The following is a 26,712-nucleotide window of genomic DNA, read 5'->3' as shown; positions in this document are numbered from 1 at the left end:
GCGCCTTCGGATCCTGCTCAATTGCGGCCCTATTGCGCGCTGGCGGCGTCGGCGGCTTTCTCCATCTGCGCGGTCTTGATCTTTGCTTCGCCCTGGTTCGCGGCCGCGACGACGATCATCGAATCGGGGTGCAGATATTTTTTTGCAACCGCCAGCACTTCATCCTTGGTGACCGATCCGATCAGCTTCGGATACTGCTCCGCGTAGTCGAGCCCCAGGCCGTAGAACTCGACCTGCACCATGAAGGACGCGATCGCGCTCTGCCGCTCGAGCCCCAGCGGGAAGCTGCCGATCAGAAACTTTTTCGCGCCATTCAGTTCGGCGTCGCTGACCGGTTTTTCCTGGATCTCGCGAAGCTGCTGCAGAATCAAATCGATTGCCTGGTTCGAACTCTGGTTCTTGGTTTGAAGGCTGATGGTGAACGCGCCCTGGAACTTGCCCGGCTCGAAGCTGCTGGCGACCGAGTAGGCGAGTCCGTGCTCGCTGCGAACGACCTTCACCAGGCGCGAGGAAAATCCGCCACCGCCCAGTATGTAGTTCATCACTTTCAGCCGGTAAAAATCGGGATTGGAACGCGCTACGCCGGCTGAACCCATTATGATGTTGGCTTGCGCGACGTTTCGATCGATCAGTTTCACATGAAGACCCGGCGCGACCGTGATCGGCGGCGGTTGCGCTTGAGGCGCGACGGCGCCGGAAAGGCCGGCCAGCTCTTTTTCAAGTGATGCTTTAACTTCGTCGGCGGTCACATCGCCGGCCACCGCGATGATCGCGCTGCCGAGCTTGTAATTGTCGCGGTAGAAGCCGCGCACGTCGTCGGCGCTGAGTTTGCCGACCGATTCGGACGAGCCTTCGCCCGGATGGCCGTACGGCGAGTCGCCGAACAAGTCCTTCGTGAATTCCACGTCCGCGGTGTAGCCCGGTTGTTCTTCCGCCGCTTTGATTTCGGCGACCTGCTCGGCGCGTTTGCGTTCGATGTCGGCCTGCCGAAGTCCGGGCTCCGTCAGGATTCCCGCCAGCAGTTTGAGCGTGTCGCCCTGGTACTTCATCAGCGTCGTCATCGCGGCGGTCGAATAGTCGCGGCCGGCCGACACCCCGACCGAACTGCCCATGAAATCGACTTTCTGATCGAACTCCGGCGCGGTGAGTTCCTTGGTGCCCTGCGAAAGGCATCGCGCCGTCAGCTCGGCCAACCCTTCCTTGCCCTTGGGATCGCGCCGCGTGCCCGCGTCAAACTCGATCATCATCGTGACCATCGGCAGCCGATGCTCTTCCGAGACGAGCAGGACCGCGCCGTTGCTGAGCGTCATCCGCTTGATCTCGAGTGCATGCGACGGCGAGGCCGCGAAGACCAACGCCGCGATTGCCGTGACGCCAACGAAAGCAAACATTCTCATCCGATCCGCCGCGCCGCTCATCGCATCACCTCGGCGCTCTCGCCCACGTCGGGAGCATGGCGCAACTCTCCGCCGCTCAGTCCGCCGCCTCCATGCGGCAGAACGCCGGTCGGCACCAGCACGCCTTCAGTCATGTTCGCCGCGACCAGATAAGTTTTCGCGACCCGCTGCACGTCAGCCGCGGTCACCTTGTCGATTCCGTCCAGGTACTTGTCAACGAGATGGTAGTCGCCGAGCAGTTCGTACGCGCCGAGCAGTTCGGCCTCGCGCATGATCGAGTCCTGCCCGAAAACGAATTCTGCCTGCTCGAGATTCTTGGCCTTCTGCAATTCCTCTGCGCCGACCGGAGCATCGCGCAGCGCGGCGAGCTCCTTTTCGACCTCGGCCTGAGTGTTAGCCGCAGTCACGCCCGGCCGCATCTGCGCCGACACGATGAACAATCCCGGATCGAACGAGGTCATCTCGTAGCCGGCGCCGATATCGACCACCATCTGCTTTTCGACGACCAGCTTCTTGTAGAGCCGCGAGCTCTGCCCGTCGCTCAGAATTTCAGAAGCCACTTCGAGCGCGTAACTGTCGGGGCTGGAAATATTCGGCACGTGATACGCCTGTTCGAACGCCGGAAGATTGGCCGCGTGCCGCAGTTCGACGCGCCGGGTCCCTGCTTGCGGCGGTTCGAGTTCCGTCACCGGCGGCGGCTTGGGCCCGTTCTTGATTCCCGCGAACGCCTCGCTGATTTGCTTGAGCACCTGGTCGGCGTTGAAGTCGCCGACGGCCACGATCAGCGCGTTCTGCGGCGAGTAATAAGTTTTGTGATAAGCCATCGCGTCCGCCAGCGTCAGCCCGTCAACGTCGTGGAACCATCCGATCACCGGCCAGTGGTACGGATGCGCCACGTACGCTTGCGCGCGGACCATCTCGTCGAGCGCGTCCTCCGGATTGTCGTCGGTGCGCAGCCGCCGCTCCTCGAGCACGACGTGCTTCTCTTTGTCGAACTCTTTGGGCTCGAAGTTGGCCATCCGATCGGCTTCGAGCGTGATCGGCACGTCCAGGTGATCCTTGTTGATCTTCTCGAAATAGTCGGTGAAGTCCGTTTCCGTGAACGCGTTATCCATCCCGCCGTTTTGCTGGATGATCTGCGAGAACTCTTCGGGACCCAGCTTCTTGGTGCCCTTGAACATCAGATGCTCGCACAGATGCGACAGTCCCGTCTTGCCCATCTGCTCGTTGCGCGAGCCGACGCGGTAGAAGACGCTCAACAGCGCCAGCGGCGCCTTGTGATTCTCCAGCACCAGCACTCTGAGCCCGTTGGGAAGAGTCTGGGCCTTGACCGCGTCCGCGATTCCCGCGCGCGCCGGCGCCGCGGCGGCCAGGCATAGAAGGGTACCGAGCGCCGCCATCGGAAGGAGGCGGCGATGATTGCCAAAGATCGTGATGCGCATAGCTTGCGATCATCTAAGTCCGCCGCCCGCAAGCAAGTCAAGGAATTAAACTCAAGACCACCGCCTTGCGCAGCGCGCCGGCGATCAAGCTAAATTGGGCAATTATATACTTGACTCACCATGCGATTTGCGCTATATTTTGATCATGAACGCGAACATTCCAAAAACCCTGAACGAGGCGATCCGCCACTTCGCCGATCCGGACAATTGCCTGAAGACCACGATTGCTTTGCGCTGGCCGAACGGCGTCACTTGCCCAACGTGCGGAAGCAAAGAAGTCACGCTCCTCTCCACGCGCCACGTGTGGAAGTGCAAGAGCAAACATCCCAAGCAGCAATTCAGCGCCAAAGTGGGATCGGTTTTCGAGGACTCGCCTATCGGCTTGGACAAGTGGTTTACCGCGATCTGGCTGATGGCCAATTGCAAGAACGGAGTTAGCTCCTGCGAGATCGCGCGCGATCTGGGTGTCACACAAAAGACCGCTTGGTTCATGCTGCATCGCATCCGTTTGGCGATGAACACTGGCAGCTTTGAAAAGCTGACCGGAGAAGTGGAAGCAGACGAAACTTTTATCGGTGGCCTCGCCCGAAATATGCACAAGAACAAAAAGGTCAAGATCACGGGCACGGGCGGGGCCGGTAAAGCGGTCGTGATGGGATTGGTGGATCGCAAGAGCAAGCAGGTTCGCGTAGTGCACGTGCCCAATGTTCAGCGCGATACCTTGCAGACTCAGGTGAGAAAATACGTTCAGGGCGGTTCCTACGTTTTCACCGATGCTTGGCTTGGATACCACGGTTTGGATCGCGAGTACGTACACAACGTAATCGATCACGCGGAAGCCTACGTTCAGGGCAACGTGCACACGAACACGATTGAAAACTTCTGGTCGCTGTTGAAGCGCGGATTGAAGGGAACTTACGTCAGCGTCGAGCCGTTCCATCTGTTCCGCTATCTGGATGAGCAGGCGTTCCGATACAACAATCGTAAGACCGATGACGGTAGCCGTTTCGTCGAAACGCTTGCGGGCGTTACTGGAAAGCGTCTGACCTATCAGCACTTGACCGGCAAGGACGAATCGGCCAGCGCGCTTAGTTGAGCGTCGGCAAGAACGCGGGAAAAAACAAAAGCGCGAGCAGCTTCCAACGGCATGCGGAACATAGGTAATCTGGAAACGTGACAAAAGCCGACCCGTCCAGTTCCCTCTCGCCTTTCCAGCGATTCGAGAAGCTGGGAAAGGCGCTGTTCGCGGTTCCGAAAGCGGAAGTGGACGCGAAGGCCGCTGAGCATCGGCGCAAGCGCAGAAAGCGCAAAGCATCGAAGAAGATCGCTTAGCGCGCATCGGCAGTCGCTCCGGCGAGAACTCTCAGCCAATCTTTCTCGGAAGCTGTCAGGCCACTCCGATCACGTTTTGCGAGAACGACGAACAACGCCGACAGGCCGTCCCAGTGTTGCGGTTCTCCGTACTTTCCCTTGATCGGTTTTCGCTGAGGGCGCTTGGCCCATTCGTGCATCGAAGCGGCGCTTTTCCGCACGTTACATCTGCAGCACGCCGTCGCGAGGTTCGGTTCTTCGCTCGATCCGCCAGTGGAGTGCGCTTCGATGTGATCAATCACCGCGCCCAGTTCGTCGAGCAGCGGCGCGCCGTCGCGTGTCCAATGGGTGTGATAATACGAAAGCGGTTCAACCCTGCCCGCGTTTCTCACCTTGCTTTCTATGAGTCGCATGACCGGCGCGAAGATCACGGGCCGGTTGCACCAGCGGCAGACCCATTTGTCGCGCCGAAAAACGCGCAACTGCAATTCTTTCGATAGCGGTGGTCGTGGTTTGGTCACAGCTTATTCGGCATCCCCTTGGCAGCGACGATGGCCGCCAAGTGCGCATCGATCTCTGCGGCGTTCCAAAATTCGGGCTTATGCCACATGGCTACACCCTTACCAGGTGCTGGCGGAGTCAGAAGCCGCTTAAGCAATTCAGGCACTTTTGGCGATGCCTCAGTCAGACTATCGCGCCAATATTTGTTCGTCAGGTTTGCGAGCAGGTCGGCGGCTTGAAGCGGAGAAAAATGCTCATCGTCGGCAAAGGTGATTGCCAAAATCATTTCTCTGACTTCTGGATTTGCCTTTCGTAGTCGCGAAATTAGTTTGTAGCACGTGATCGAATAGTCCTCGGATTCATCGAACGTGAGCATGATGCGCGGTTGGTGGTTGTGCACTTGTGCGCACGCCTCGCGCATCTCGCGCAAGATGCGATGAATTGCGAACAGCGCGGGGTCTACGTCTGGACGGCCCGCCAATTTCAGTTTCTGTTTGAAGTATTTTCCGTCCACACCCACGGCGAATCCGAACAGTTCAGACTCGCGAATTATATCGACGAACTTCGTCAGAAGTTTGTCCGCTTCCGTTTTGTCTAGGCCAAGTGTTTTGCTTTGAGAAGGAAATTTCGTTGTGTGGAGACTTGAAAGATGGGAGTCCTTAAGTAGCCGCGCCCAACGTCCATTGAACTTTGCTAACTGCGCATCCTCGCCCATGTATCCGCACAGGCAGATGAAGCCTGTTCCATCATGGAACTTGCCGCTTTCATCTAGATAGACGTATAGGGCCACTTTCAGCGGTCGCCTCGGAATCGCAAAACAGGAGTGATTGAAGAGCCCATGAAGCGCCCGCATTGCCTCAGCTTGTAGAGAGGGCATCTACCGGCCCTCCCGTTCTGGCCCTGACCATACCCGCTTAACGGCGGGTGAGTCAAGTATATAATTGCCCTAAATTGCATCGGTAGAGCGCTCTTTGTAACAATGATTATGTTGTAAGACGATGCCTGAAATTGCCGAAAAAGCGCAGGACCTGTTCGAAATCAAGGGCGTGCTGACGAAGTTCATGCGGATGTTGTTTCCGCTTGAGTTCCGCATCGACTCGCTTGCCAACAGCGGCCCGATGCTGCCGTTTCACTATCCGCTCCTGCCGGGCGAAATGATCTATCTGCCCGAGCGGCTGGAACCGTTCGGCACTCGCGGCGACGCCTACATCTACTATTTCGTTACCACCGCCCATCTGGCGGCGCGTCATGACTTCGGCACCTTCAAGCTGAAGCTCGCGGACATCGCAGGCTTCGAAGAGCGCGGCGAGACCGGCGTCGAGGCGATCGACAGCTTCGTCGCGTCGTTCGACGACCCGGGCCTGGCTGGCGCTCTGATGCGGCTGGCGGAGTCGGCGCGAATCGACGCCGAACTGGCGCGCCGTTATCGCGGACTTGCACCGCGCATCGCGGGCCTCAATCGCTCGCTGCTGGCTCGGCTTCATCCCGAGTCTTTGAGTACGATGCTGGTGCGCGCGGCGCTCGATCTCGAGGCGACCGGCGAAGGGCTGGATTCCCCGCTGGTGCGGATGGCCGCGCGACAGTTCGCTCCCGTTCGCGAGCGCGGCGCCGACGTCATGACCAGCGTCCGCCAGGTCATCTCGCTCTACAATTGGCTCCAGGAGCTGATTCGGGATGCGCGCGAACGCGGCGAAGGCGATCCGCTAAGCGAAGAAGAAGCCGAGATGATGCGCAACGACCTGATCAAGGGAATCAAGGGGTCGGAAACGCAGACCGCCGGCGAAGGCGATGAAGGCGAAGATGGCGACGGCGGCGGCGAGCCCGATCAGAACGTTCAGATGGACGTCTCGGGCAAGCAATCCAAGGGCGGCAAGGGCAGGGCGCTCTCGCCTGAGGAATTGCGCAAGCTCATCGAGCAGGGCGCCGAGCTCAAACCGTCGCAAGGCAACGGCAGCGCCGACGGCGACGGCATGTACCTGACGCAACTGACGGGCAAGCAGCTCAGCGAGCTCGAGCAGATGCGCGAGCAGCTCGGCGAGGTCGGTTCCGTCACCGGTCAGGGACGCTTGATGATCGGCCGCGGCCGCCAGGATTCCTACTACGCCTACGACGAATGGGACTACGTGCTGAACGATTACCGCCGCAACTGGTGCCGGCTGCGCGAAATTCCGCTGGCCGGCGACGAGGGCGATTTTTTCGAGAACACGCTCGTTCGCTACGCCGAGATGCTGCCCGGCGTCCGGCGCAACTTCCAGCGCATCCGCCCGGCATCGTACCGGATGGTCCGCGGACTCGAGGACGGCGAAGAAATCGACATCGATCGCACCATCGAGGCTCGCGTGGCGCGTCTGATGGGCGAGACGCCCGACGGCCGCTTCTACAAGGCGCGCAAGAAAGAGGCGCGCGACGTCGCCACCCTGTTCCTGCTCGACATGTCGGCTTCGACCGACGAGCCGGTCCATCGCGAGCCGCGCAAGCATACCGACGATGACGACACCGACGACTGGATGAAGGCGTGGCAGCGCCGCCCGCAGACCGCCAATCGTCCCCGCCGCATCATCGACGTAAACAAGGAAGCGCTCGTCATCATGGCGCAGGCGCTCGAGGAAATCGGCGACTCGTACGCGATCATGGGCTTCTCCGGACACGGCCGCGACAACGTCGAGTTTTACGTGATCAAGGAATTCGATCAGGAACTCACCGACGAGGTGAAGGCCCGCGTCGGCGCCGTCGAACCCAAGCGCTCAACCCGGATGGGCGCTGCGATTCGCCACGTGCGCGAGAAATTCAAGGACGTGTCCTCGCGCGCCAAGCACATGATCCTGCTCAGCGACGGTTTCCCGCAGGATTTCGACTACGGCCACGATCGCCGCTCGAACGCCTACGGCATTCAGGACACGATGGTCGCGTTGAAGGAACTCGAGTTGGCCGGCGTGCTGCCGTTCTGCATCACGGTCGACAAAACCGGCCACGACTACTTGCGCCAGATGTGCCAATCGTCGCGCTACCTGGTGATCGAGGACATCGCATCGCTGCCGCGCCAGTTGCCCAAGATTTACGAGCAAGTCATCCGCTGGTAGCCGCGATCCGCAAATCGCGCCCCGTCATCTCGGCCGGCGCTTTCACTTCAAGCATCGCGAGCAGCGTCGGCGCCACGTCCGAGAGCGTCCCCCCGTCCTTGAGCCGCCCTTTGAATTTCGGATCGTAAAGAATCAGCGGCACCGGATTCGTGGTATGCGCGGTATGCGCCTGTCCGGTCGCGGGATCGGCCATGAATTCCGCGTTGCCGTGATCCGCTGTGATCAGCGCGACGCCCCCGCGCTTTGCGAGCGCCTCGATCACGACGCCCAACGCCGCGTCCGCCACCTCGACCGCCATCACCGTCGCCTCGAACTTGCCGGTATGGCCGACCATGTCGGGATTGGCGAAGTTCATCACGATCACGTCGAACTTGCCGCCTTCGATTCCCTCGCCGGCCCGGGTTGCGATTGCCGCCGCCCTCATCGCCGGCTCGAGGTCGTAGGTCGCGACCTTCGATGACGGAATCAGCGCGCGCTCTTCGAGCGGGAACGCCTGCTCGACCCCGCCGTTGAGGAAATAGGTGACGTGCGCATATTTCTCGGTCTCCGCGACGCGCAAATTCCTGAGCCCCGCGTGCGCCAGCACCTCGGCGAGCGTGTTGCGCACGTCTTCGGGCGCAAACGCCAACGCGAGTGCGAACGAACGGTCGTACTCGGTCATGCACACGTAGCCGACTTTTGGGGTGCGCGAACGCCGAAAGCCGGAAAATCCGTCCAGCGCGACCGCGGCCGTCAGTTCGCGCGCCCGGTCCGCGCGGAAGTTGAAGCAGATGACCTGGTCGCCGTCCGCCATCGGCGCTCGCTCCCCGATCACGTGCGGCTCGACGAACTCATCGCTCTTGCCGGCGGCGTACGAGTTCTCCACTGCCTCGCGCGCGCTCGACGCGGCCAAGCCATCCCCTTCAACGATTGCGCGCCACGCTCGCTCGATTCGCTCCCATCGCTTGTCGCGATCCATCGCGTAGTAGCGTCCCGTGACCGTCGCGATTCGCCCGCGCCCAAGCTGCTTCAGCTTCGCTTCGAGCTGGTCGATAAACTCAAGCGCCGAGCGCGGCGGTTTGTCGCGCCCGTCGAGCACGGCGTGAACCGCAATTCTGCCCGCGCCATTCGCAGCAGCGACGTCGAGCAGCGCCATCAAATGATCGATATGACTGTGCACGCTTCCGTCGGAAAGCAGTCCCCAGATGTGCAGCGTGGCGCCGTTTGCGACGACTTGTTTTATCGCATCGGCCAGCGCCGGATTGCGGGCGAAATCCCCGCTCTCGATCGCTTTCGTGATTCGCATCAAATCCTGGTAGATCACGCGGCCCGCGCCGATGGTGAGATGCCCGACTTCGGAATTGCCCATCACGCCCGGCGGCAGGCCTACCGCCTCGCCCGACGCGTCGAGTTCGGTATGCGCCTGCGTCGCGTAGAGTCGGTTCATCACGGGAGTCTTCGCCGCGGCGATCGCATTTGACGCGACGCTCTTGCTGACTCCCCATCCGTCGAAAATCACCAGCGCTGCAACCGGCGGCCGCGTGGCGATCACGATTTCCCGCCCGCCGTACCGCGTTTGAAAACCGCGGCGCCGGGATACTTCGCCTTTGCGCCCAGCTCCTCGGCAATTCTCAACAGCCGGTTGTATTTCGCGGTGCGCTCGCCCCGGCTCATCGATCCGGTTTTGATTTGTCCCGTGCCGGCGGCGACCACCAGGTCCGCGATCGTCGTATCTTCGGTCTCGCCCGAGCGATGCGAAATCACACTGGTGTATCCCGCCGTGCGCGCCATCTCGATCGTGGCGAGCGTCTCGGTCAGCGTGCCTATCTGGTTGAGCTTGATCAGAATCGAATTCGCGACGTGCTCGTCGATTCCGCGTTTTAGAAATTTCGGATTGGTGACGAATATGTCATCGCCGACCAGTTGCGTCTTCGCCCCGAGCTCGCGCGTCAGGATTTTCCATCCCGCCCAATCGTCTTCGGCCAGCCCGTCCTCGATCGAGACGATCGGATACTTCTTCAGCCACGCCGCGTAGAACTCGACCATCTGCTCCGCGCTGCGCGCGCTTTTGTCCGAGCGCGCGAACACGTACTTGCCATCTTCGTAAAATTCGCTCGACGCCGGATCGAGCGCGAGTGACACGTCGATGCCGGGGCGGTAGCCGGCCTTCGCGATCGCTTCGAGGATCACCTCGATCGGCTCCTCGTTGCTTTTGAGATTCGGCGCGAATCCGCCCTCATCGCCGACGTTGGTCGAATGGCCGCGTTTCTTGAGCACGGCGGCCAGCGCATGAAAGACTTCCGCGCCCATCCGGATTGCCTCGGCGAAATTTCCCGCGCCCGCCGGCACGATCATGAACTCCTGCATATCGACGTTCGAGTCCGCATGACGCCCGCCGTTGACCACGTTCATCTGCGGCACCGGCATCACGCGCGCGTCAGGATTGAGATGCCGATACAGCGGCATTCCGTTGGCTGCGGCAGATGCGTACGCGGCCGCGAGCGATACGCCGAGCATCGCGTTGGCGCCCAGCTTCGATTTGTTCGCGGTGCCGTCCAGTTCGATCAGCGCCCGGTCAAGCGCGCTCTGATTGGCCGCGTCGGCGCCCTTGAGCCTGGCCGCGATCGTCTGGTTAACGTTGGCGACCGCTTTCAGCACGCCCTTGCCGCCGTAGCGTTTGGCGTCGCCGTCGCGAAGCTCGAGCGCTTCGTGGACGCCGGTCGATGCGCCCGACGGTACCGCGGCGCGGCCGAGCGCGCCGCCGCGAAGCCGCACGTCAACTTCGATTGTAGGGTTTCCGCGCGAGTCGAGAATCTCGCGCGCCTTGATCTCTGCGATTTCCGTGGATGCCGCCATCGACTCAAACCTCACCGCATTTGCGGAAGTCCCGCATTCTAGAGCAGGCCGGGCCAGCTTGTCACGCGCGGCTCCGGGAGAGACAACCCTGCCAATGCCGAGAATCGCCGGACAGTTAAACGGCGCCGCTGTCGCGCAGCGCGCCGATCTCTTCCCACGTGTAGCCGAGTTCGAGCAGCACTTCCTCGGTATGCTGCCCGAGTTCGGGCGCAGGCTCGGCCGCGGTCGCAACTTCACCGTTGATCGTCACCGGCGCGCCTGACACGAGCACTTTGCCCGCCACCGGATGGTCGAGTTCGAGCAGGTATCCGTTGACGCGCGCCTGCTCGCTTTTCAGCATCGCGCGGTAATCGACGACCTCGGTCGCCAGGATATCGGCGTCGATAAGTTCCTTGAGCCACTCCCTGGTCGTTCTCGTCGGAAAGATCTCGTCGAGCACTTTCTGAATCTTGTCGCCATGAAAATTACGAATCACGTTGTCCGAGTACTCGGGATCTTTCTCCAGGTGCTGAATTCCGACGATCCTGCAGAACGACGGCCAGCGCTGCTCATCCACGCCCGCAATGCAGATGTGCCCGTCGCTGGTGGGGAACGCGCCCCAAATCCCGCGCAGAAACTGATGCCCGCGGCCGGCGCGCTCTGGCTCGACGCCGGTTAGCGACGTGTAATTGATCTCCATCCCCTGCATCGCGATCATCGTGCCGTAGATCGACGCGTCGACCTTTTGCCCCGTGCCGCTGCGCTCGCGCGCGAACAGCGCCGCCAGAACTCCGCTCGCCAGGCTCAGTGCTCCCGAATGATCCGCGACGAAAATCCCCGCCGCCAGCGGCGGGTCGGCCGGCATCCCCGTCTTCGCCATCAGGCCGCTGGCCGCCTGCGCCAGCGTGTCGCGGCTCGGCCGCGTCACCCACGGCCCCTTCGGCCCCCATGAACTGCCTTGCGCGTATACGATCCGCGGATTTATCTTGCGCACTTCGTCGTAGCCGAGTCCGAGCCTGTCCAGCACGCCGGGCCGATAGTTGGTGACGAGCACGTCGTACGATTTCAGCATCCGGCGGATCATCTCGATCGCGCCGGGTTTTTTCAGGTCGGCGGTGATGCTCCGTTTGCCGCGATTCATCGCGATAAAGTAATGCGACAGCAGCGCGTTCTTGACCTCCAGTCCGCCAATCAGCGCGGCCAGCATCCAGCGGCTCAGATCTCCGGTCTCCTTGTTCTCGACCTTGACTACGTGGGCGCCCATGTCGGCCAAAATCAGCGACGCAAATGGCCCCTGGATTTCCTGCGCGATCTCGACGACCTTGATTCCCTCAAGCGGCTTGCTCATCGTGGCTTTCCCCGAAATGGTCGTTCAGGAACTCGGACGCGCGGGCATTATCCCGCGGTTCGCCGCGCAATCTCAAGTCTCGATTCATTCCCGCACTGCCATTGGCCTGAATGCGCGCCGCTTGTACGCTCATCGCCGATGGAACCGAGCATCTATCAATATCCCGACGTCTTCCGCCGCGCGCATTTGGAAAGTCCCGGCGAAATTCCGGCCGAAGTGGTTTTCCTGGAACAGCTATGGAAGCGCCATCGCAAGCGTCCGACGCATCGCATCCTTGACATCGCGTGCGGCGACTCACCCCACGGGCGTCTGTTGGCGGGCAACGGCAGCGGATTCGAGGTCGTCGGAATCGATCGTTCACCGGCGATGATCGCGGCGGGGCGGCGCAAAGCGAAGGCAATTGCGAATCTTCGCTTTTACCGCCGGCCGATCGAAAAGTTCACTCTTCCCGAGCGCCGCTTCGACGCCGCAATCTTCATGTCCGAAACATTTCCGGTAATCGTCGAGAACGTGGATCTGCTCTCGCATCTCAGATCTGTCGGCCGCGCGCTCAAGCGCGGCGGCTTGTACTGCATCGACATCGATCGCCAGGACCCGATTCCGCGTGCGCCGCGGCGGACGATGTGGCGCGAACGCACCGCGCGCGCCGCCGGGGTTACACTCGACATCCGCGAGTTCCACCGCCCCGTCGCGTGGCACTCGCCGCTGCATTCGATCTACGAACTCGAATGCACCATCAACTTTCCCGCGGGCGCGGTGACCACTCGCGATTTGATTCCGGTGCGCTACACGCTCCCATCCACGCTGGAACTCGCGGCGCTGGCGTCGGGGATGTTCAAAATGGCCGCCGCCTACTGCGACCTGTCATTCACCAAGCCGCTGGACAAATGCCGCTACCGCTGGACGGGCGTGCTGCGCCGCGTGTGAGCTTCAGGAGCCGCCCAGATGATCGATCAAATCAAGCATCTCGGCATGCCAACCGCCGTCGAAGCGGATAACCTGAATCGATCCTAACTCGACGACCGGCTCCTGACTCGTCAGCTTTTGCACGATCGCGCGAATCACTCCACGATGCGCAATCAGCAGCGCGTCGTCAGCGTCCGAATCGCCGCGCGGCGTCCATAGAGCCAGCATGCGTTCCAGGCCGCGCTCGACGCGATTGGCAAAGCCGGCCCGGCTCTCGCCCGCGGGATAGGTGTAGCTCGGCGCGAGCCGGTCGTCGTTCCATCGCGCGAACTCGTCGGGATAACGCTCGCGTATCTCATCGGCGGTGAGTCCTTCGAACAATCCGAAGTGAACTTCGGCGAACTCATCGATCGTGATCAGCGGCGCCGGGTCGCCGGCTATGATTCGCGCGCCTTCGGAGGCGCGAACGAGTGGGCTGGAAAAAATGCACGCGAAATTTCCGCCGCCCTCGCGATGCGCCCGGAGCGCCCGGCCCGCCAGGCGCATCTGGGCGCGCCCGAGTTCCGACAGCGCCACGTCGGTGCGGCCATGATACCTGATGCTGGACTCGCCTTCGGTCTCGCCGTGGCGAACCAGGACCAATCGCGAGCCGCGACTTTGGCGTTTGATCATTTAACTGCGATGGCGCCCGGCGGAAATCATTCGCCGTCGGACAGCGGATTCATCACCAGGCCGGTCAGCAGCTTGGGGTGGAAGTAAGTCGATTTCTCAGGCATCGTCGCCCCCGCGTCGCTCACCCGCTCGACATCCTGGATCGACGGCGGATTCATCAGGAACGCACCGTCGGCATGTCCCTGCGCGACTGCGCCGAGCGCGCCGCCGATTTCGATCGTGTATTCGATGTTTCCGCCTTTCCGAATCTCGTCGGCGCCGAGGCCGAATATTCGATCGAACACCAGCGCGTGCAGAACCGACACGTCCAGGCGCCGAACCTCGGCCGCCGCGCCGGGCATCGCGGCCTTCATCGCGCTGCGGCTGCGCAGCCGCAGGATCAGGTAGTTGGAACTTCCCTTCAGCGTCACGCCGATTGCGCCGGCGCCCGAATCGTTCAGGCGCGCGCGAAATGTGTCGCGATGCGCGATTTCCTCGACGTTGAACACTTCGCTCGCGCGCCGCGTGAACGACGCGATCGCGCCGGCGGGCAGCGATTTCACCACCCGATGCGTCGGCAGAATCACCAGCCCCGGATCGCCGCATGCCACCAGCGTCATCATCGTATAGTCATACGGCTCGGGCTCGCTCGAGGCGTTCTCGTGGCGCCGCGCGCGGCGATAGTTCAGCGCGGTTTCGTAGCGATGGTGTCCGTCGGCGATCAACAAGCGTGGCGATTCGAGTTCGCGCTGAACGAGCGCGATTTCACCGGCTGCCTCGATCGGCCGCAGCTCGTTGCGGATTCCCAGGTCATCGACGAGATCGATCAGCGGCTCGCGCGAGGCCACCTGCTCGCGCAATCGGTCAAGCTCGGGATGCGCGCCCGAGTACAGCGCGAAGATCGAGCTGGTGTTGACCTGGAGCGCCGTCAGCAGCCGCAGACGGTCCTCCTTCGCGGCTGGGAATGTTCGCTCGTGGGGCACGATGCGCCCGCGATCGAATTCCTCGAGCCGGACTCGCGCGATAAATCCGGTGCGATGAAGCAGCCGGCCCTCGACCTGGAAAGTCTGCGTGTATTGATAAATCGCCGGCCGCGCCGACCGCTCGACGACGCCCGCCGCCAGCCACTCCGCCAGCGTTTTTTCCGCCGCGCCGTAGCGATCCGCTTCGCGGCCAAGTTCGAGCCGCACGACGTTGTACGGACTGCGTTCGTAGAGTTGCTTCTGGCGCGCCGCGCCGATCAAATCGTACGGCGGCGCCACGACCTGCGCCGGGTCGCCGGCAATTTGACGATTATACATCAGCGCGCGAAATGGCTCGATCCGTTTGCTGAGCGCGCTCATTTCAGTGCGTCTCCCGCCAACACGGCCGCGATCTGATCTTCTGAAATCGCTCCCATTCTCACCATTTTACATTCGCTTCCCTTGACTGCGACGACCGTGCTGGGGGCCGAGGCCGCCAGTTTTCCACCTTCAAGGTAAACTTTAACTTTTTCGCCCAGCCCCGCGCGCGCTTGGTCGAGCGTGCTGGCCGGCGCCTTCCCGCTCAGGTTCGCGCTGGTCGCCGTGATCGGCCGCCCGATTGCCGCGCTGAGTGCGCGTGCCACCGGATTTGGCGATACGCGCACGCTGACGCCGTCGGGTCCGGTCAGCTCCGGCGCCAGGCCGTCGCGAGCCGGCAAAACGATCGTCAGCGGTCCCGGCCAGAACGCGCCGGCGAGCCGCCGTGCATCGATCGGTATTTCGCGCGCTACCGAAAATGCCATCGCAGTGTCCGCCGCGATCAATCCGACCGGACGTCCCGGCTCGCGCCCCTTCACTCGAAACAGGCGGCGCAGCGCGGTGGATGAAAACGCGTCGGCGCCGAGCGCATAGAACGTCTCGGTCGGATAGACGACCAGCTCGCCGGCTTCCAACGCCGCTATTCCATCCGCCAGCCCAAACATCGCCGCGCGGGTGCGCCGCTTTTTTGGTTTGATTGGCGATGAGCGCGACAAGTGACGATCAGACTCCTGCGACAGCGATTATACGGAACTGGCGCCGCCGCTCGAAGCGCGCACCAGTGCGCGCCGGGCAATGTCGCGCCGGAAATGACGTCCCTCAAACTCGATCATTTCCGCCGCCTGGTACGCCGCATCGACGGCCGTCGCCAGCTCCGGCGCCATCGCGGTCACCGTCAACACGCGGCCGCCGTCCGTCACCAACTGTCCATCGCGCATCGCGGTGCCGGCATGGAAAACCTTCACTCGAATCCTGCCCATCGCCCATTTGATCTTGATGTCCGACGGGAGTTTGCCTTCGAGCCGATCCAGCCCGCTGATCGCAATTCCCTTTTTGTAGTCGCCGGGGTATCCGCCCGACGCGAGCACGATCGCGACCGAGCTGCGGGGCGAGAGCCTGATCGCCGCATTGGCGACTTTCCCCTCGGCCGCAGCGAGCAGGTGCTGCGCCAGGTCGCTGTCCAGCCGCATCATCAGCGCTTCGCATTCCGGATCGCCGAAGCGGACGTTGAACTCGAGCACGTTGATTCTTTCGCCGTCGATCATCAATCCCACGAACAGCAGCCCGCGAAACGGATTCCCGCGCGCGTTCATCGCCGCCAGCGTCGGCGCGACCACCTCGCGCATCACGCGCGCTTCGAGCTCGGGCGCGAATTGCGGCACCGGCGAATACGCGCCCATCCCGCCGGTGTTGGGGCCTCGATCGCCGTCGAAGACGGCCTTGTGATCCTGAAACGTGCCGAGCGGAATCGCGTTTTCGCCGTCGCACAGCGCGAAAAATGAAACTTCCTCGCCGCTCAGAAATTCCTCGACGATTACCCGATTGCCCGCCCCTCCGAAGCGCCGCCGCTCCATTGCATCCGCGATCGCATCCAGCGCCGTCTTCGCGTCGTGGCAGATGACCACGCCCTTTCCAAGCGCGAGCCCGTCCGCCTTGACGACCATCGATCCCGTGCGCGCCTTCACGTAACGCCGCGCGGATTGCGCGTCGTCGAATGCGGCGAAGCCGGCGGTGGGCACGCCCGCCTCGCGCATGATCGTTTTCGCGAACGACTTGCTGGTTTCAAGCTGCGCCGCGGCCGCGGTCGGCCCGAATATTTTAAGTCCCTCGCGCGTGAACCGATCGACGATGCCGGCGGCGAGCGGATCTTCCGGACCGACCACGGTCAGATCGATCGCCTTTGACTTCGCGAATTCCACCAGCGCGGCAACGTCGGTCGGCGCGATCGGCACCGCTTGCGCGATCTGATCGATCCCCGGATTTCCGCTCGCGCAAAATATTTTTTGCACGGTCTGGCTCTGATGAAGCCGCCAGACCAGCGAGTGCTCGCGCCCGCCTTTGCCTATAACCAGTACTTTCATCGCCCGGTGCGCAGCTAATGCCTGAAGTGGCGCACCCCCGTGAAGACCATTGCGAGCCCGTACTTGTCCGCCGCCGCGATCACCTCATCGTCGCGCACCGCCCCTCCCGGTTGCGCGATCGCCGTCGCGCCGGCCTCGGCCGCGAGCGTCGGGCCGTCGGGAAATGGAAACAGCGCTTCGGAGACGAGCACGGAGCCCGCGAGCGCGACTTTGAGCCGCGCGGCTTTCTCGCGCGCGGCGTACACCGGATCGATCCGCGAGGTCGCGCCGCCGCCAACCGCCAGCGTGCGATCTTCCGCGACGAACGCGATCGCGTTGGACTTGATATGCTTGCAGACCTTGATTCCGAACGTGAGCGCGCGCATCTCGGCGTCGGTGGGCCGCCGCCGCGTCACGATTTTGCCTGTGCGCGGATCTTCGATCGCCAGGTCCGGCGTCTGCACCAGCAATCCGCCGAGCACCTTCTTGAGGTCAAGCTCTTTGCGGTCCACCGCGCCGGGATTGAACGTCATCACGCGCCGATTCTTCTTCTTGCGCAGGAACGAAATTACCTCGTCCGGATACGCCGGGCCGATCAGCACCTCGGTAAATAATTCATCGACCGCGCGCGCGAACTCCATGTCCCACGGCCGATTCGCGATGATTATACCGCCAAACGGCGAGTCCGGATCGGTCGCGAACGCTTTGTCCCACGCACCCTTGAGCGTGTGGGCGACCCCCACGCCGCACGGCGTGTTGTGCTTCAGGATTGCCACCACCGCGCGCCGCTCGCCCTCGAACTCCAGCATCAGGTTCATCGCCGAGCTGATATCGACCACGTTGTTGAACGACAATTCCTTGCCGTGAAGCTGATGCGCAATCTCCAGAAAGCGGCCGTACAGCGCGCCGGTCTGATGCGGATTCTCGCCGTAGCGCAGCGCCTGTTCGCGCGCGAGCGCAAGGTTGAAGGTCTCACCGAGGGCCGACTCGCCGCCGTCTCCGGTATGCGTGCCCAGATAATTTGAGATCGCCGCGTCGTACGCCGTCACGCGCGCGAATGCCTTGCGCGCCAGGCGCCATCGCGTGTCCGCGGCGATCGCGCCCTGGTGCGAGTCGAGTTCGGCGGCGACCGCGGCGTAGTCCGCAGCATCGACCACGACCGCGACGTCGCCGTGATTCTTCGCCGCCGCGCGCACCAGCGTGGGTCCGCCGATGTCGATATTTTCGATCGCTTCGTCAAGACTCACGCCGGGTTTGGCGACGGTTTTTTCGAATGGATAGAAATTTACGACCACCAGGTCGATCGGCTCGAGCCGATGCTGCAGCATCTGGCGCTGATGGCTTTGGTCGCCGCGCCGCGCCAGGATTGCGCCGTGAATCTTCGGATGCAGCGTCTTTACGCGCCCGTCGAGCATCTCGGGCGAGCCGGTGAAGCTCTCGACCGATCTGACTTTGACGCCAGCCGCTTCCAGAGCCGCCATCGTGCCTCCGGTCGATACTATTTCCACGCCGTGCCGTTCCAGCACCCTGGCAAAATCCGCCACTCCCGACTTGTCCGCGACGCCGATCAGCGCGCGTCTGATCATTACCCTGTCGCTGCTCATCGCCATCTAGCTCCGCATCCAGCTACGCAACTAATTACGAACGACGCGCGGCACCCGCTTGCCGACCGTGCAAAGCATCTCGTAGGAAATTGTCTGCGCCAGCCGCGCGACATCGTTCACGCTGATAGTCTCGCCGCCCGATTCGCCCCACAAGAATACCTCATCGCCAACCGACGCGCCCGCGATGTCGGTGACGTCGATCGTCGTCAAGTCCATCGAGACCGCGCCGACCACCGGTGCGCGCGCGCCGCGCACTATCACTTCGCCGCCGTGTTGCAGCCCCCTGCGGTAGCCGTCGGCGTAGCCCACCGGCAGCACGCCGATCAGGCTTTCGCGCGGCGCGACGAAGGTATGCCCGTAGCCCACGCCGCTTCCCGCCGGCGCGCGCTTGACTTGCATCAGCCGGGTCTTGAACGTCATGACTGGCCGCAACTCGACGCGCTCGCGCACGGCGGCCACCGGCGGCAGCCCGTAGATCGCCAGTCCGGGCCGCGCCAGGTTGAAATGCGAGTCGTGCCGCAGCACCAGCGCCGCTGAATTTGCAACGTGGATGACCGAAGGCTTCATCCCGGCCGCGTTCATCGTATCGATCGCCTGATTAAAGACCCGGAGTTGCGCGTCGGTGATCGGACTCTGCGGGTCGCCGGCGTTGGCCAGCAGCGTGCACACGCCCTCCAGGCGCACCGCCGATGCGGCCCGGACCGCCTCGATGACGTCGGGAATATCCGCCGGCATCACTCCAAGCCGCGTCGCGCCGCTGTCGATCTTGACGTGAATCGGAAAATCTCTGCGGCCGGCCGATGCGGCCGCGCGGTCGAGCAGTCCGATCATAGAGGCGTCGAAGACGAACGGCGTCAAGTCGAGCGCTACAATCTCGGCTGCCTGCTCGGCGAAGAAGCCCGCCTGCAGGTACACGCGCGTGCGAATTCCCGCCTCCCGCAGTTCGCGCCCCTCGTCGAGCGTGGCAACCCCGAAATGACGGCATCCTTCGTCGATCAACGTGCGCGCCACCGTCACCGCGCCATGCCCATAGGCGTCGGCCTTGACCACGACCATCAATTCGCCGTGCGCGGCCACGGCCCGCAGCGCGCGGAAGTTGGAGCGGAGCGCGCCGAGGTCAATCTCGGCGATAGTGGGGCGTTGCGTTTCAATCGCCATCGAAGGCTGAATCTCTCTCTCCGCGCGCACGGACGCAAGCCCGCCTCTGCGCTTATTTCACGGGCGGGGATAGGTGAGGGTTCTGCTGACCCGGAAGGTTTCACCGCCACAGGCCGCGTGTCCGGCCCGGGTGAGGGCGCAAGGGGTTAGGCTGGCGCGCACTCACCTCCATTGAAACACCATAAGGGTGCCGCGGAATACATATTAGTAGTATTTCTCAGTTGATTATATTTTCCCCGGCTTGACACTAGTAAATTACTACTTCAAACTAGAAACAGCCGGAATCGATATAAGAGTCGAGTCCCGACTTGATCCAGCCTTACAGTGGCCCTTCCGCTCGCCTTTGACCACGTTGCGCTAGACCAACGCCATTCGTACTATCGCAAGGCTTGAGGAGGCCCGCATGGCACGACCTCGTCGCGACCCCGTCTGCGCGAATCTATCGGCCGGGGCCGAGAAAGTGAGCTTGCTCGCCGGAGTGACGGCCGGCCTCGTGTACTCGACCTTCGCGAGCTTTGTTGCGAACACGTTTACTCCCGTCAGCGGATATCTCGTCGAAGCGGATTCCTTTCGCCGCACCGTATCCGGCCGCTATCAGGAAGTGTTCAGCCTCGACGGCGCCATTCCCACCTTGCTTGTATCGCTGGTCGTGTTCGTCCTGGTTTGGTGGTCGATGCGCGTGATTCTGGAGCACTGGCAGCGTGAGGATTGGGGACGCATCGGTTCAATAGACCGAAGCTTGTCAGACGGACCGTTGCTCATACCGGTGACAATCACGCCGCTGGCGTCTGCGGCGAGTAAGTAAAGTTGCATAAAATCGAAATCGCGGTTCAATAAAAGGAGAAACAACTAATGAGTGGAACAACCGACAAAGTTAAGGGACGCGTCGAAGAAGCGGCTGGCGTATTGACTAATGATCGCAAGCTGAAAAATCGCGGAAAGATGGATCAAGCTGCTGGCAACGTCAAGGATGCGATCGGGAAGACGATCGACAAGGCGGTTGCGGCGGTCAATCACGACAACAAGCGCTAGTAATTTCGCCGGCTTTCGAAAAAAGTGCTATATACAATTCTGCTCGTAGTGATTGCACTCGCACTATTCGGCGCGCTTCCGATTCATTCTTTCAGTAACCAATGGGGTTACATGCCCAGCGGCCTGATCGGGACGATCCTGCTCGTGTGGCTCGTGCTGTTCGTCCTGCGCCAGGCCTGAAACCTCCGCATGCCGCGAAGCGACGAGGCTCTGGCGAGTTCCCGAGGGAAGAACAGAAGCCGTTCGTCGTTTTCGCTTGCGGTGCGTGTAGTCGCCGCTTCAAGTCCGGCCACCTCGACCAACTAAATACCTGTCAGCTCGGAAATCACGCGCCTGGCCGACGATCGGTGCGGAGGGATTCGAGCACAGCCTGCTCGGGATGTCTTAATCGTTGGCTCGCGTATCTGTATAATAGCGCCGGCTATGGCGATCGATCTCGAAAACGCGCGCGAGCGGATGGTGCTCGAGCAGCTTGAACGCCGCGGCATAAAAGATCCGCGTGTGCTCGCCGCGATGCGTACGGTCCCCCGTCATCGGTTCCTTCCCGCGGAACTTCACGAGCACGCCTACGATGACGGTCCTCTGCCAATCGGCGACTCGCAGACTATTTCGCAACCGTACATGGTCGCACTGATGAGCGAGGTCGCCGAGCTCCAAGGCACGGAGAAAGTTCTCGAAATCGGCACCGGTTCAGGTTATCAGGCCGCGGTGCTCGCGCGTCTGGCGCGCGCAGTCTATTCCGTCGAGTGCAACGCGCATCTTCACGATCGCGCCCGCGCGCTGCTCAACTCGATGGGCTTCGCCAACGTCTATCTTCGATGCGCCGACGGTTCGGATGGATGGCCGGAGGAGGCACCCTTCGACGTCGTGATGGTGACGGCGGCGATGCCGGGAATCGCTCTTCCGCTGCTGAATCAATTGACGCCGGATGGGCGATTGATCGCGCCGATTGGCGAAGATGAACTCCAGACCCTGGTGCGTATCAGCCACAAGACCGGACACTGGAGCGAGGAGTATTTCGGCGAGTGCCGATTCGTAAAGATGACGGGCAAGCACGGCTTTCAACCTTAGCGCGCTGGTTTCGCGCGGCTCGCAGGATGCGGTGCGGCGGGTAGCGGTGGTGACGGACGGCGGATGATGTGATCGGGGAGTGGCTGACAGGGACGCGCTGGATTTCGCGCGCGAGCGTGGCAATCGCGCTCGCCGCGTCGCTCGCGCTGGCGGGATGCGGTGGCGGCTCGCCAGCTTCGACCTACACTCCCGCCGGTTCGCGACTCCCGGTCACTCACGTCGTCGTCGCGGGCGATACCGTTTACCATATAGCGAATGAATTCGGCGTCAGCGTCGGGCGCTTGATGGTGGCCAATGGACTCAGCGATCCGCGCGAGCTGCGCGTCGGCCAGGTCCTGACGATTCCGGGCGCGTATCGGGCCGCGTCGATCGGTACCGCGTCGACCGGTGTGCATCCATACACCGGTGAGCGGGCGTCGCGCCAATTCCAGTGGCCGGTGTCAAAGGGAGTGGTGTCGTCGGGATTTGGAATCCGCAACGGCGCGATGCACGACGGCGTCGATATCGCGGCGCCAGCCGGCACTCCGGTTTATGCCGCCGACAGCGGCATCGTGATTTTTTCGGGCACGCTTAACGGCTACGGTAATACTGTGATCATTCGTCACGACCACGATTACGCGACAGTTTACGGCCACAACGAGCGCAACCTGGTCAGCGAGGGCGCCCGGGTCGCGCGCGGACAGGAGATCGGACAGATCGGGCGCACCGGGCGCACCACCGGAGCCAATCTCCACTTCGAAGTGCGCCGCGACAATGTCGCCAAAGACCCGCTCGCCTATCTGCCCGAGCCCGCATCCTCCGACACAATCAGCTTTGCCGCGGCCGGCGGCAGCTAGTATCTTTGACCGTCACCCGCGGGATTGCCCGAAACCAGTGCGACGGAATCAACGATGACTGCCGAAGAAATCAAAAAACTGATTCGTAACGTCCCGGACTTCCCCAAGCCCGGAATAATGTTCAGGGACTTCACCCCGCTAATCGCCGATGCGCGCGGTTTCGCCGCAGTAGTCGATCAGTTGGCGCAGCCTTACCTCGGTAAAGTGGACGTGGTGCTCGGAATCGAGTCGCGCGGCTTTATCGTCGGCGCGCCCGTGGCGTATCGATTGGGCGTCGGCCTCGCCATTGCTCGCAAGCCCGGCAAGCTGCCGTCCAATACTGTGGATCAGGCCTACGACCTCGAGTACGGCAGCGCGTCGTTGCAGATGCATCAGGACGCGCTCGAAGGCTTGGGTCGCGTGCTCCTGGTCGACGACCTGCTGGCGACGGGCGGCACGGCTGCGGCGGCGCTGCAACTGGTGAAAAAGATCGGTGGAAATGTGATCGGATGCGCGTTCGTGGTCGAGCTCGACGCGCTCAAGGGACGCGAGCGCCTGGCGCCGGTCAACTGCTTCTCGCTAGTCCACTATGATTAAGCGATGGGGAGCCCGATGGATAATCGCCAACCGCGTGCGGCTGCGGATTCGGATCGGCGCCGCCTGCTAATCGTCCTCGGCGTCACGTCGGTCTATTTCGTCACTGAGCTCGTCGGCGGCTATCTGACCGGCAGCCTGGCTCTGCTTTCCGACGCGGTCCACATGCTCACCGACATCGCAGCGTTGTGCCTGGGCCTGCTGACGCTTTGGATATCGGCGCGGCCCGCATCGTCGGCGAAAACCTACGGCTATCTTCGCGCGGAAATCCTCGGCGCGTTGCTCAACGGGCTTTTTCTCTGGCTGCTGGTGGTCTTCATCTGGATCGAAGCGGTCGGCCGGCTGCGAAACCCGCGCCCGGTTTCAGGGCTGGGCGTGATGGCTGTCGCGATCGTCGGAATCGGCGTGAATGCCTTCTCCGCGTGGACGACCTCGACCGACGCGCCCGGCGGCCCAAGGCGCGGGATGGCGATACGCGCGGTGTTCGTGCACGTCATCTCCGATCTCATTGGCTCGGTGGGCGTGCTCGCTTCCGGCGCGCTCAACTATTTTACCGGATGGATGCAGGCCGATCCCGCCGTGAGCATATTGATCGGAGGCTTGGTGCTGTACGGTTCGTGGGGTCTGGTGCGCGAGGGCATGGACATCCTGATGGAATCGGTGCCGTCGCATATTGACCTGGACGAAATGCGCAACGACCTGCTGGCCGTCAGCGGCACCGAAGAGGTTCACGACCTTCACGTCTGGTGTCTGACAACCCGGCAGATCGCGCTTTCGGCGCACGCGGTGGTCGCCCCGGATGCGGATCGCGATCGAGTGCTCGCCGAGATGTGCCATCTGCTGCAGACCAAGTTCGACATCCACCATCTAACCTTGCAGCTTGAATGCGACAATCGCCGCGAACGCGAGCCGGAACACTTTTGATTCAACCCCATGATGCTGCAAATACTCGACTGATGGCCACCTCGGAACCGCGCGATCCGGGTGTGGACGACGCGGGCGCGCCGGAGTTGTACGACGAGCCCTGGGTGGTTCCGCCATTTCAGCCGCTGCGCGCAATCGGCGCGATCATCCTGGTCACGTGCGGCTTCGCGCTCTATGAATATGTGCTGGTGTCGTTCTGGTCGGTGCCGTGGATGGGCATTCACGAACGAATCCCGTGGCCGGCGTTCGCGATCATGGCAGGTGCGATTGTGTTCTCGATTGCGGGGTTGCGGCTCGCGCTGGGACTCGATTCGCCGCACGCCAAACTCGGCTTCGGTCTGCTCGCATTCCTGGCGTGCATCGTCGTTGGAGCGGGCGGCGGCCGATTCGTCAGCTACGCGATGCGCGGGACGCTGAATCCGCCGTTTAAGCTGAAGCTCGCGGTGGAACAGCGATTCCCAGGCTTCGCGCTCGTCGATCAGAACGACTCGATCCGCCGCGGACCGGTGGCTTCCGATGCGCGCGCAACTTTAGTTTACGTCTATCGCGGAGACTATTGCCCGTTCGCGCGGTTCGAGCTCGCTGAATTGACCGCACGTGCCCGCGATTTTCGCCGCGCCGGCGTCGATACCGTTGCCATCAGCGCCGATCCCATCGAACGATCGAAGATGCTCGCGGGATTTCTGCGCACGAAGATCCCGCTGTTGAGCGATACCCCCGAATCAATCCTCGCACCGCTCGGCCTCGTGCAACATCATCGCAATGCCGAGCCCGACAACGCGATACCCGCGTTTTTTATCGTCGATCGAGATGGTGTCGTGCGATGGATTTTTACTTCGCCCTATTATCGTGAACTGCCGTGGCCGGATACGCTGCTCGACGCGGCAAAATCAGTCATTGCCGGCGAGTCCACGACGGGTCGAGCGCCGACAGCATCGCCGCAGTAGCAAGGGCCGGCGAGTCGGCCGCAAATATCGCTCCAATCGATGCGACTCCTGCGGGCCGCGCGGCCGGGTCGGCGGATGCGAACAATTCGCGCGCGCGATCGGGCGTGATGCCGCCGAGTGCGAAGACCGGGATCGCGCCCGCGCCGCATGCCGCCCGAAGACCGCTCGCACCCCGCGCGGACCCGCCGGCCGGCTTGGATAGCGGATCGAAGACGGGACTAAAAACCGCGAAGTCGGCGCGCTGGCGCGCGGCGCCGGCTACCTCGGGGGGCGAGTGAGTCGATACTCCGATGAGCCGATCGGGCCCGAGCAGCTTGCGCGCCATGCTGATGCCGATGGAATCGGAAGGAAGATGAACACCGTCGGCATCCGCGGCGATTGCTACATCGACGCGATCGTTCACTATCAGCGGCGCACCGGCGCGCGTGCAAATTTCGCGAAGGCGCAGCGCCAGTTCGTAGAGCGCGCGCGCGGATAAATCTTTTTCGCGCAGTTGCAATGCGACGGTTCCGGGCGGCGCGGCTTCCCGCGCCGCTGTCAGCGCGGCTTCGCACGCCGACACGAGATCGCCGCTGCTTACGACGCGGCGATCGGTGATCAGATAAAGTCGAAAGCTGACGCGCGGGGGCGACGACAAGGCCGCCTACCCTATCAGGCCGGTCAGCGGGCTGGACGCGGTCGCGTAGAGCTTGCGCTCGATTCGGCCCGCGCGATACGCCAGGCGCCCCGCCTCGACCGCGAGCTTCATCGCACGCGCCATCGCAAGCGGGTCCTTCGCGCCCGCGATCGCGGTGTTCATCAGCACGCCGTCGCATCCGAATTCCATCGCCTCGGCGGCGTCGGACGCGGTTCCCACGCCCGCATCGACGATCACCGGGACCTTCGCCTGTTCGATGATGATCGCCAGGTTGAATGGATTGCGGATTCCCAGGCCCGAGCCAATCGGCGCCGCCAGCGGCATCACCGCCACGCATCCGATCTCCTGGAGCCTGAGGCAAGTCACCGGATCGTCGGTGACATACGGCATCACCTTGAATCCTTCCTTGACCAGCACGCGTGCCGCTTCGATCGTCGCGACGACATCGGGAAACAGCGTGCGGTTGTCGCCGATCACTTCGAGCTTCACCAGCTCGCCCACGCCGACCTCGCGCGCGAGGCGGCAGGTGCGAATCGCCTCGTCGGCGGTGGAGCATCCGGCGGTGTTGGGAAGAATCTGGTAGCGCTTGGGATCGAGATAGTCGAGCAGGTTTTCCTTGCCGCGATCGGTGATGTTCACGCGTCGTACGGCGACCGTCACGATTTCGGCGCCGCTGGCTTCGACGGCGGCCTTGGTCTCGGCGAAGTCGCGATACTTGCCGGTGCCGACGATCAGCCGCGAGTGGAATTTCATCCCGCCCAGTTCAAATGAAGTGTCCTGCATTTTTTTGCCTTGCGGTTTCGGCGGCTATCCGCCGCCGACGAAGTTGATTATCTCGACATGGTCGCCCGCCCTTACAATAGTCTCATCGTATCTGGCCCTGGGCACGATCTCGCGGTTGAGCTCGACGGCCACGCGGCCGCGGCGCATGTTCAGGCGTTCCAGCAGTGCGGTCAGGGGGGTGTCGGCGTGGAGAGGGTACGGGTCGCCGTTGAGCGTGATTGAGCTTGCGATGGAGTCTGACATTTTTGAGCCGCTTCCCTCGTATTGGGAAGCGGCCCGGGCGCAACCGTGAAGGTTGCGCTGTCGGCTTCCCTACGCCGGCATTACCCGGATCAGGTTCGAGGGGTTCCCGCAGGA

General features: G+C 62.5%; 28 protein-coding genes. 12 read left to right on the top strand and 16 right to left on the bottom strand.

Translation table 11 applies throughout. From position 1 onward, the window contains the following. Positions 1–29: 29 nt before the first annotated feature. Both VIO10_RS09550 and VIO10_RS09545 read right to left on the bottom strand, forming a co-directional pair. Positions 30–1,397 (bottom strand): pitrilysin family protein, encoded by a 1,368-nt coding sequence (locus tag VIO10_RS09550; RefSeq protein WP_331962913.1) that lies wholly within the window; start codon positions 1,395–1,397, stop codon positions 30–32. A 17-nt stretch (positions 1,398–1,414) separates the two neighbouring features. After that, the gene (locus VIO10_RS09545; RefSeq protein WP_331962911.1) at positions 1,415–2,839 is read right to left on the bottom strand and encodes a pitrilysin family protein; all 1,425 of its coding nucleotides are present in this window, start codon (positions 2,837–2,839) and stop codon (positions 1,415–1,417) included. A gap of 145 nt (positions 2,840–2,984) precedes the next feature. On the opposite strand from VIO10_RS09545, the gene VIO10_RS09540 reads away from it, so the two are divergent. Then, a complete protein-coding gene (locus VIO10_RS09540) occupies positions 2,985–3,935 on the top strand; it encodes an IS1595 family transposase (RefSeq protein WP_331962908.1) in 951 nt (316 codons plus the stop codon). 77 nt (positions 3,936–4,012) lie between these two features. After that, entirely contained in the window at positions 4,013–4,171 is a 159-nt protein-coding gene (locus VIO10_RS09535; RefSeq protein WP_331962905.1) for a hypothetical protein, read from the top strand. Here VIO10_RS09535 and VIO10_RS09530 read toward each other — a convergent pair. Together VIO10_RS09530 and VIO10_RS09525 are read right to left on the bottom strand one after the other, a co-directional pair. Further along, positions 4,168–4,671 carry an HNH endonuclease signature motif containing protein gene (locus VIO10_RS09530; protein ID WP_331962902.1) on the bottom strand — a complete coding sequence of 168 codons (504 nt, stop codon included), beginning with the start codon at positions 4,669–4,671 and terminating at the stop codon, positions 4,168–4,170. The genes VIO10_RS09535 and VIO10_RS09530 overlap by 4 nt on opposite strands. Then, a complete protein-coding gene (locus VIO10_RS09525) occupies positions 4,668–5,528 on the bottom strand; it encodes a DUF3800 domain-containing protein (protein WP_331962899.1) in 861 nt (286 codons plus the stop codon). The genes VIO10_RS09530 and VIO10_RS09525 overlap by 4 nt, the downstream gene beginning before the upstream one ends. A gap of 121 nt (positions 5,529–5,649) precedes the next feature. Between VIO10_RS09525 and VIO10_RS09520 the strand changes: the two genes are divergently transcribed. Then, positions 5,650–7,731: a nitric oxide reductase activation protein NorD gene (locus VIO10_RS09520; protein ID WP_331962896.1), complete on the top strand. Its 2,082-nt coding sequence runs from the start codon at positions 5,650–5,652 to the stop codon at positions 7,729–7,731. Here the strand turns inward: VIO10_RS09520 and gpmI are convergent. From gpmI to VIO10_RS09505, 3 genes are all read right to left on the bottom strand, one after another. Continuing rightward, positions 7,718–9,262: a 2,3-bisphosphoglycerate-independent phosphoglycerate mutase gene (gene gpmI, locus VIO10_RS09515; RefSeq protein ID WP_331962893.1), complete on the bottom strand. Its 1,545-nt coding sequence runs from the start codon at positions 9,260–9,262 to the stop codon at positions 7,718–7,720. The genes VIO10_RS09520 and gpmI overlap by 14 nt on opposite strands. Then, entirely contained in the window at positions 9,259–10,566 is a 1,308-nt protein-coding gene (gene eno / locus VIO10_RS09510; RefSeq protein WP_331962890.1) for a phosphopyruvate hydratase, read from the bottom strand. Before eno ends, gpmI begins: the two co-directional genes overlap by 4 nt. A 115-nt stretch (positions 10,567–10,681) precedes the next feature. Further along, positions 10,682–11,893, bottom strand: coding sequence for a CoA transferase (locus VIO10_RS09505; RefSeq protein WP_331962887.1), 1,212 nt, complete (start codon positions 11,891–11,893; stop codon positions 10,682–10,684). 138 nt (positions 11,894–12,031) lie between these two features. Here VIO10_RS09505 and VIO10_RS09500 point away from each other — a divergent pair, with 138 nt between their 5' ends. Beyond that, positions 12,032–12,820, top strand: a complete 789-nt coding sequence (locus VIO10_RS09500; RefSeq protein WP_331962884.1) for a class I SAM-dependent methyltransferase — start codon at positions 12,032–12,034, stop codon at positions 12,818–12,820. Positions 12,821–12,823: 3 nt separating this feature from the next. Here the strand turns inward: VIO10_RS09500 and VIO10_RS09495 are convergent, their stop codons facing one another. The 6 genes from VIO10_RS09495 to alr all read right to left on the bottom strand — a co-directional run bounded on the left by VIO10_RS09495 (position 12,824) and on the right by alr (position 19,552). Continuing rightward, the gene (locus tag VIO10_RS09495) at positions 12,824–13,471 is read right to left on the bottom strand and encodes a histidine phosphatase family protein (protein ID WP_331962881.1); all 648 of its coding nucleotides are present in this window, start codon (positions 13,469–13,471) and stop codon (positions 12,824–12,826) included. A gap of 26 nt (positions 13,472–13,497) precedes the next feature. Continuing rightward, positions 13,498–14,793 carry a DUF1015 domain-containing protein gene (locus VIO10_RS09490; protein WP_331962878.1) on the bottom strand — a complete coding sequence of 432 codons (1,296 nt, stop codon included), beginning with the start codon at positions 14,791–14,793 and terminating at the stop codon, positions 13,498–13,500. Beyond that, complete coding sequence (locus VIO10_RS09485) at positions 14,790–15,395, bottom strand: L-threonylcarbamoyladenylate synthase (protein WP_331962875.1); 606 nt, start codon at positions 15,393–15,395, stop codon at positions 14,790–14,792. Before VIO10_RS09485 ends, VIO10_RS09490 begins: the two co-directional genes overlap by 4 nt. Positions 15,396–15,473: 78 nt before the next feature. Then, positions 15,474–16,811 (bottom strand): phosphoribosylamine--glycine ligase, encoded by a 1,338-nt coding sequence (purD, locus tag VIO10_RS09480; RefSeq protein ID WP_331962872.1) that lies wholly within the window; start codon positions 16,809–16,811, stop codon positions 15,474–15,476. A gap of 14 nt (positions 16,812–16,825) precedes the next feature. Then, a complete protein-coding gene (gene purH, locus VIO10_RS09475; protein WP_331962869.1) occupies positions 16,826–18,394 on the bottom strand; it encodes a bifunctional phosphoribosylaminoimidazolecarboxamide formyltransferase/IMP cyclohydrolase in 1,569 nt (522 codons plus the stop codon). A 30-nt stretch (positions 18,395–18,424) separates the two neighbouring features. Next, positions 18,425–19,552, bottom strand: a complete 1,128-nt coding sequence (gene alr / locus VIO10_RS09470; protein WP_331962867.1) for an alanine racemase — start codon at positions 19,550–19,552, stop codon at positions 18,425–18,427. 403 nt (positions 19,553–19,955) lie between these two features. Here alr and VIO10_RS09465 point away from each other — a divergent pair, with 403 nt between their 5' ends. From VIO10_RS09465 to VIO10_RS09430, 8 genes are all read left to right on the top strand, one after another. Then, entirely contained in the window at positions 19,956–20,357 is a 402-nt protein-coding gene (locus tag VIO10_RS09465; RefSeq protein ID WP_331962864.1) for a hypothetical protein, read from the top strand. Positions 20,358–20,404: 47 nt separating this feature from the next. Next, positions 20,405–20,584, top strand: coding sequence for a CsbD family protein (locus VIO10_RS09460; RefSeq protein ID WP_331962861.1), 180 nt, complete (start codon positions 20,405–20,407; stop codon positions 20,582–20,584). Between the two features lie 24 nt (positions 20,585–20,608). After that, complete coding sequence (locus VIO10_RS09455; RefSeq protein ID WP_331962858.1) at positions 20,609–20,764, top strand: DUF3309 family protein; 156 nt, start codon at positions 20,609–20,611, stop codon at positions 20,762–20,764. Between the two features lie 243 nt (positions 20,765–21,007). Further along, complete coding sequence (locus VIO10_RS09450) at positions 21,008–21,655, top strand: protein-L-isoaspartate(D-aspartate) O-methyltransferase (RefSeq protein WP_331962855.1); 648 nt, start codon at positions 21,008–21,010, stop codon at positions 21,653–21,655. A 116-nt stretch (positions 21,656–21,771) separates the two neighbouring features. Continuing rightward, positions 21,772–22,491 carry a M23 family metallopeptidase gene (locus tag VIO10_RS09445; protein WP_331962852.1) on the top strand — a complete coding sequence of 240 codons (720 nt, stop codon included), beginning with the start codon at positions 21,772–21,774 and terminating at the stop codon, positions 22,489–22,491. A gap of 54 nt (positions 22,492–22,545) precedes the next feature. Beyond that, the gene (locus VIO10_RS09440; RefSeq protein ID WP_331962849.1) at positions 22,546–23,067 is read left to right on the top strand and encodes an adenine phosphoribosyltransferase; all 522 of its coding nucleotides are present in this window, start codon (positions 22,546–22,548) and stop codon (positions 23,065–23,067) included. A gap of 15 nt (positions 23,068–23,082) precedes the next feature. After that, on the top strand, positions 23,083–23,988 hold the full coding sequence (locus VIO10_RS09435; protein WP_331962846.1) for a cation diffusion facilitator family transporter: 906 nt from the start codon (positions 23,083–23,085) through the stop codon (positions 23,986–23,988). Between the two features lie 32 nt (positions 23,989–24,020). After that, the gene (locus VIO10_RS09430) at positions 24,021–24,935 is read left to right on the top strand and encodes a peroxiredoxin family protein (RefSeq protein ID WP_331962843.1); all 915 of its coding nucleotides are present in this window, start codon (positions 24,021–24,023) and stop codon (positions 24,933–24,935) included. Here the strand turns inward: VIO10_RS09430 and VIO10_RS09425 are convergent. Genes VIO10_RS09425 through thiS form a run of 3 tightly spaced genes read right to left on the bottom strand, consistent with a single transcriptional unit; the run spans position 24,883 to position 26,598 of the window. Then, entirely contained in the window at positions 24,883–25,572 is a 690-nt protein-coding gene (locus VIO10_RS09425) for a thiamine phosphate synthase (protein ID WP_331962840.1), read from the bottom strand. The two genes, VIO10_RS09430 and VIO10_RS09425, sit on opposite strands and share 53 nt — an antisense overlap. A 6-nt stretch (positions 25,573–25,578) precedes the next feature. Next, positions 25,579–26,355 carry a thiazole synthase gene (locus VIO10_RS09420; RefSeq protein ID WP_331962837.1) on the bottom strand — a complete coding sequence of 259 codons (777 nt, stop codon included), beginning with the start codon at positions 26,353–26,355 and terminating at the stop codon, positions 25,579–25,581. Between the two features lie 24 nt (positions 26,356–26,379). Then, positions 26,380–26,598, bottom strand: coding sequence for a sulfur carrier protein ThiS (gene thiS / locus VIO10_RS09415; RefSeq protein ID WP_331962834.1), 219 nt, complete (start codon positions 26,596–26,598; stop codon positions 26,380–26,382). Positions 26,599–26,712 lie beyond the last annotated feature (114 nt).

Origin of the sequence: Candidatus Binatus sp. (genome assembly GCF_036567905.1) — a bacterium.
Lineage (GTDB): Bacteria > Desulfobacterota > Binatia > Binatales > Binataceae > Binatus.
Note: the sequence above shows the minus strand (reverse complement) of the source record. Positions and strands in the feature narration are given on the sequence as shown.

Bases quoted from the DNA above. Each gene is read 5' to 3' on its own strand.
- VIO10_RS09465 (WP_331962864.1), top strand. From the start codon at position 19,956: ATGGCACGACCTCGTCGCGACCCCGTCTGCGCGAATCTATCGGCCGGG.
- VIO10_RS09435 (WP_331962846.1), top strand. From the start codon at position 23,083: ATGGATAATCGCCAACCGCGTGCGGCTGCGGATTCGGATCGGCGCCGC.
- VIO10_RS09430 (WP_331962843.1), top strand. From the start codon at position 24,021: ATGGCCACCTCGGAACCGCGCGATCCGGGTGTGGACGACGCGGGCGCG.
- purD (WP_331962872.1), bottom strand. From the start codon at position 16,811: ATGAAAGTACTGGTTATAGGCAAAGGCGGGCGCGAGCACTCGCTGGTC.
- eno (WP_331962890.1), bottom strand. From the start codon at position 10,566: ATGGCGGCATCCACGGAAATCGCAGAGATCAAGGCGCGCGAGATTCTC.
- VIO10_RS09490 (WP_331962878.1), bottom strand. From the start codon at position 14,793: ATGAGCGCGCTCAGCAAACGGATCGAGCCATTTCGCGCGCTGATGTAT.
- VIO10_RS09450 (WP_331962855.1), top strand. From the start codon at position 21,008: ATGGCGATCGATCTCGAAAACGCGCGCGAGCGGATGGTGCTCGAGCAG.
- VIO10_RS09495 (WP_331962881.1), bottom strand. From the start codon at position 13,471: ATGATCAAACGCCAAAGTCGCGGCTCGCGATTGGTCCTGGTTCGCCAC.
- VIO10_RS09440 (WP_331962849.1), top strand. From the start codon at position 22,546: ATGACTGCCGAAGAAATCAAAAAACTGATTCGTAACGTCCCGGACTTC.
- thiS (WP_331962834.1), bottom strand. From the start codon at position 26,598: ATGTCAGACTCCATCGCAAGCTCAATCACGCTCAACGGCGACCCGTAC.
- VIO10_RS09550 (WP_331962913.1), bottom strand. From the start codon at position 1,397: ATGAGAATGTTTGCTTTCGTTGGCGTCACGGCAATCGCGGCGTTGGTC.
- VIO10_RS09460 (WP_331962861.1), top strand. From the start codon at position 20,405: ATGAGTGGAACAACCGACAAAGTTAAGGGACGCGTCGAAGAAGCGGCT.
- VIO10_RS09545 (WP_331962911.1), bottom strand. From the start codon at position 2,839: ATGCGCATCACGATCTTTGGCAATCATCGCCGCCTCCTTCCGATGGCG.
- alr (WP_331962867.1), bottom strand. From the start codon at position 19,552: ATGGCGATTGAAACGCAACGCCCCACTATCGCCGAGATTGACCTCGGC.
- purH (WP_331962869.1), bottom strand. From the start codon at position 18,394: ATGAGCAGCGACAGGGTAATGATCAGACGCGCGCTGATCGGCGTCGCG.
- VIO10_RS09420 (WP_331962837.1), bottom strand. From the start codon at position 26,355: ATGCAGGACACTTCATTTGAACTGGGCGGGATGAAATTCCACTCGCGG.
- VIO10_RS09525 (WP_331962899.1), bottom strand. From the start codon at position 5,528: ATGCCCTCTCTACAAGCTGAGGCAATGCGGGCGCTTCATGGGCTCTTC.
- VIO10_RS09500 (WP_331962884.1), top strand. From the start codon at position 12,032: ATGGAACCGAGCATCTATCAATATCCCGACGTCTTCCGCCGCGCGCAT.
- VIO10_RS09520 (WP_331962896.1), top strand. From the start codon at position 5,650: ATGCCTGAAATTGCCGAAAAAGCGCAGGACCTGTTCGAAATCAAGGGC.
- VIO10_RS09505 (WP_331962887.1), bottom strand. From the start codon at position 11,893: ATGAGCAAGCCGCTTGAGGGAATCAAGGTCGTCGAGATCGCGCAGGAA.
- VIO10_RS09485 (WP_331962875.1), bottom strand. From the start codon at position 15,395: ATGTTTGGGCTGGCGGATGGAATAGCGGCGTTGGAAGCCGGCGAGCTG.
- VIO10_RS09540 (WP_331962908.1), top strand. From the start codon at position 2,985: ATGAACGCGAACATTCCAAAAACCCTGAACGAGGCGATCCGCCACTTC.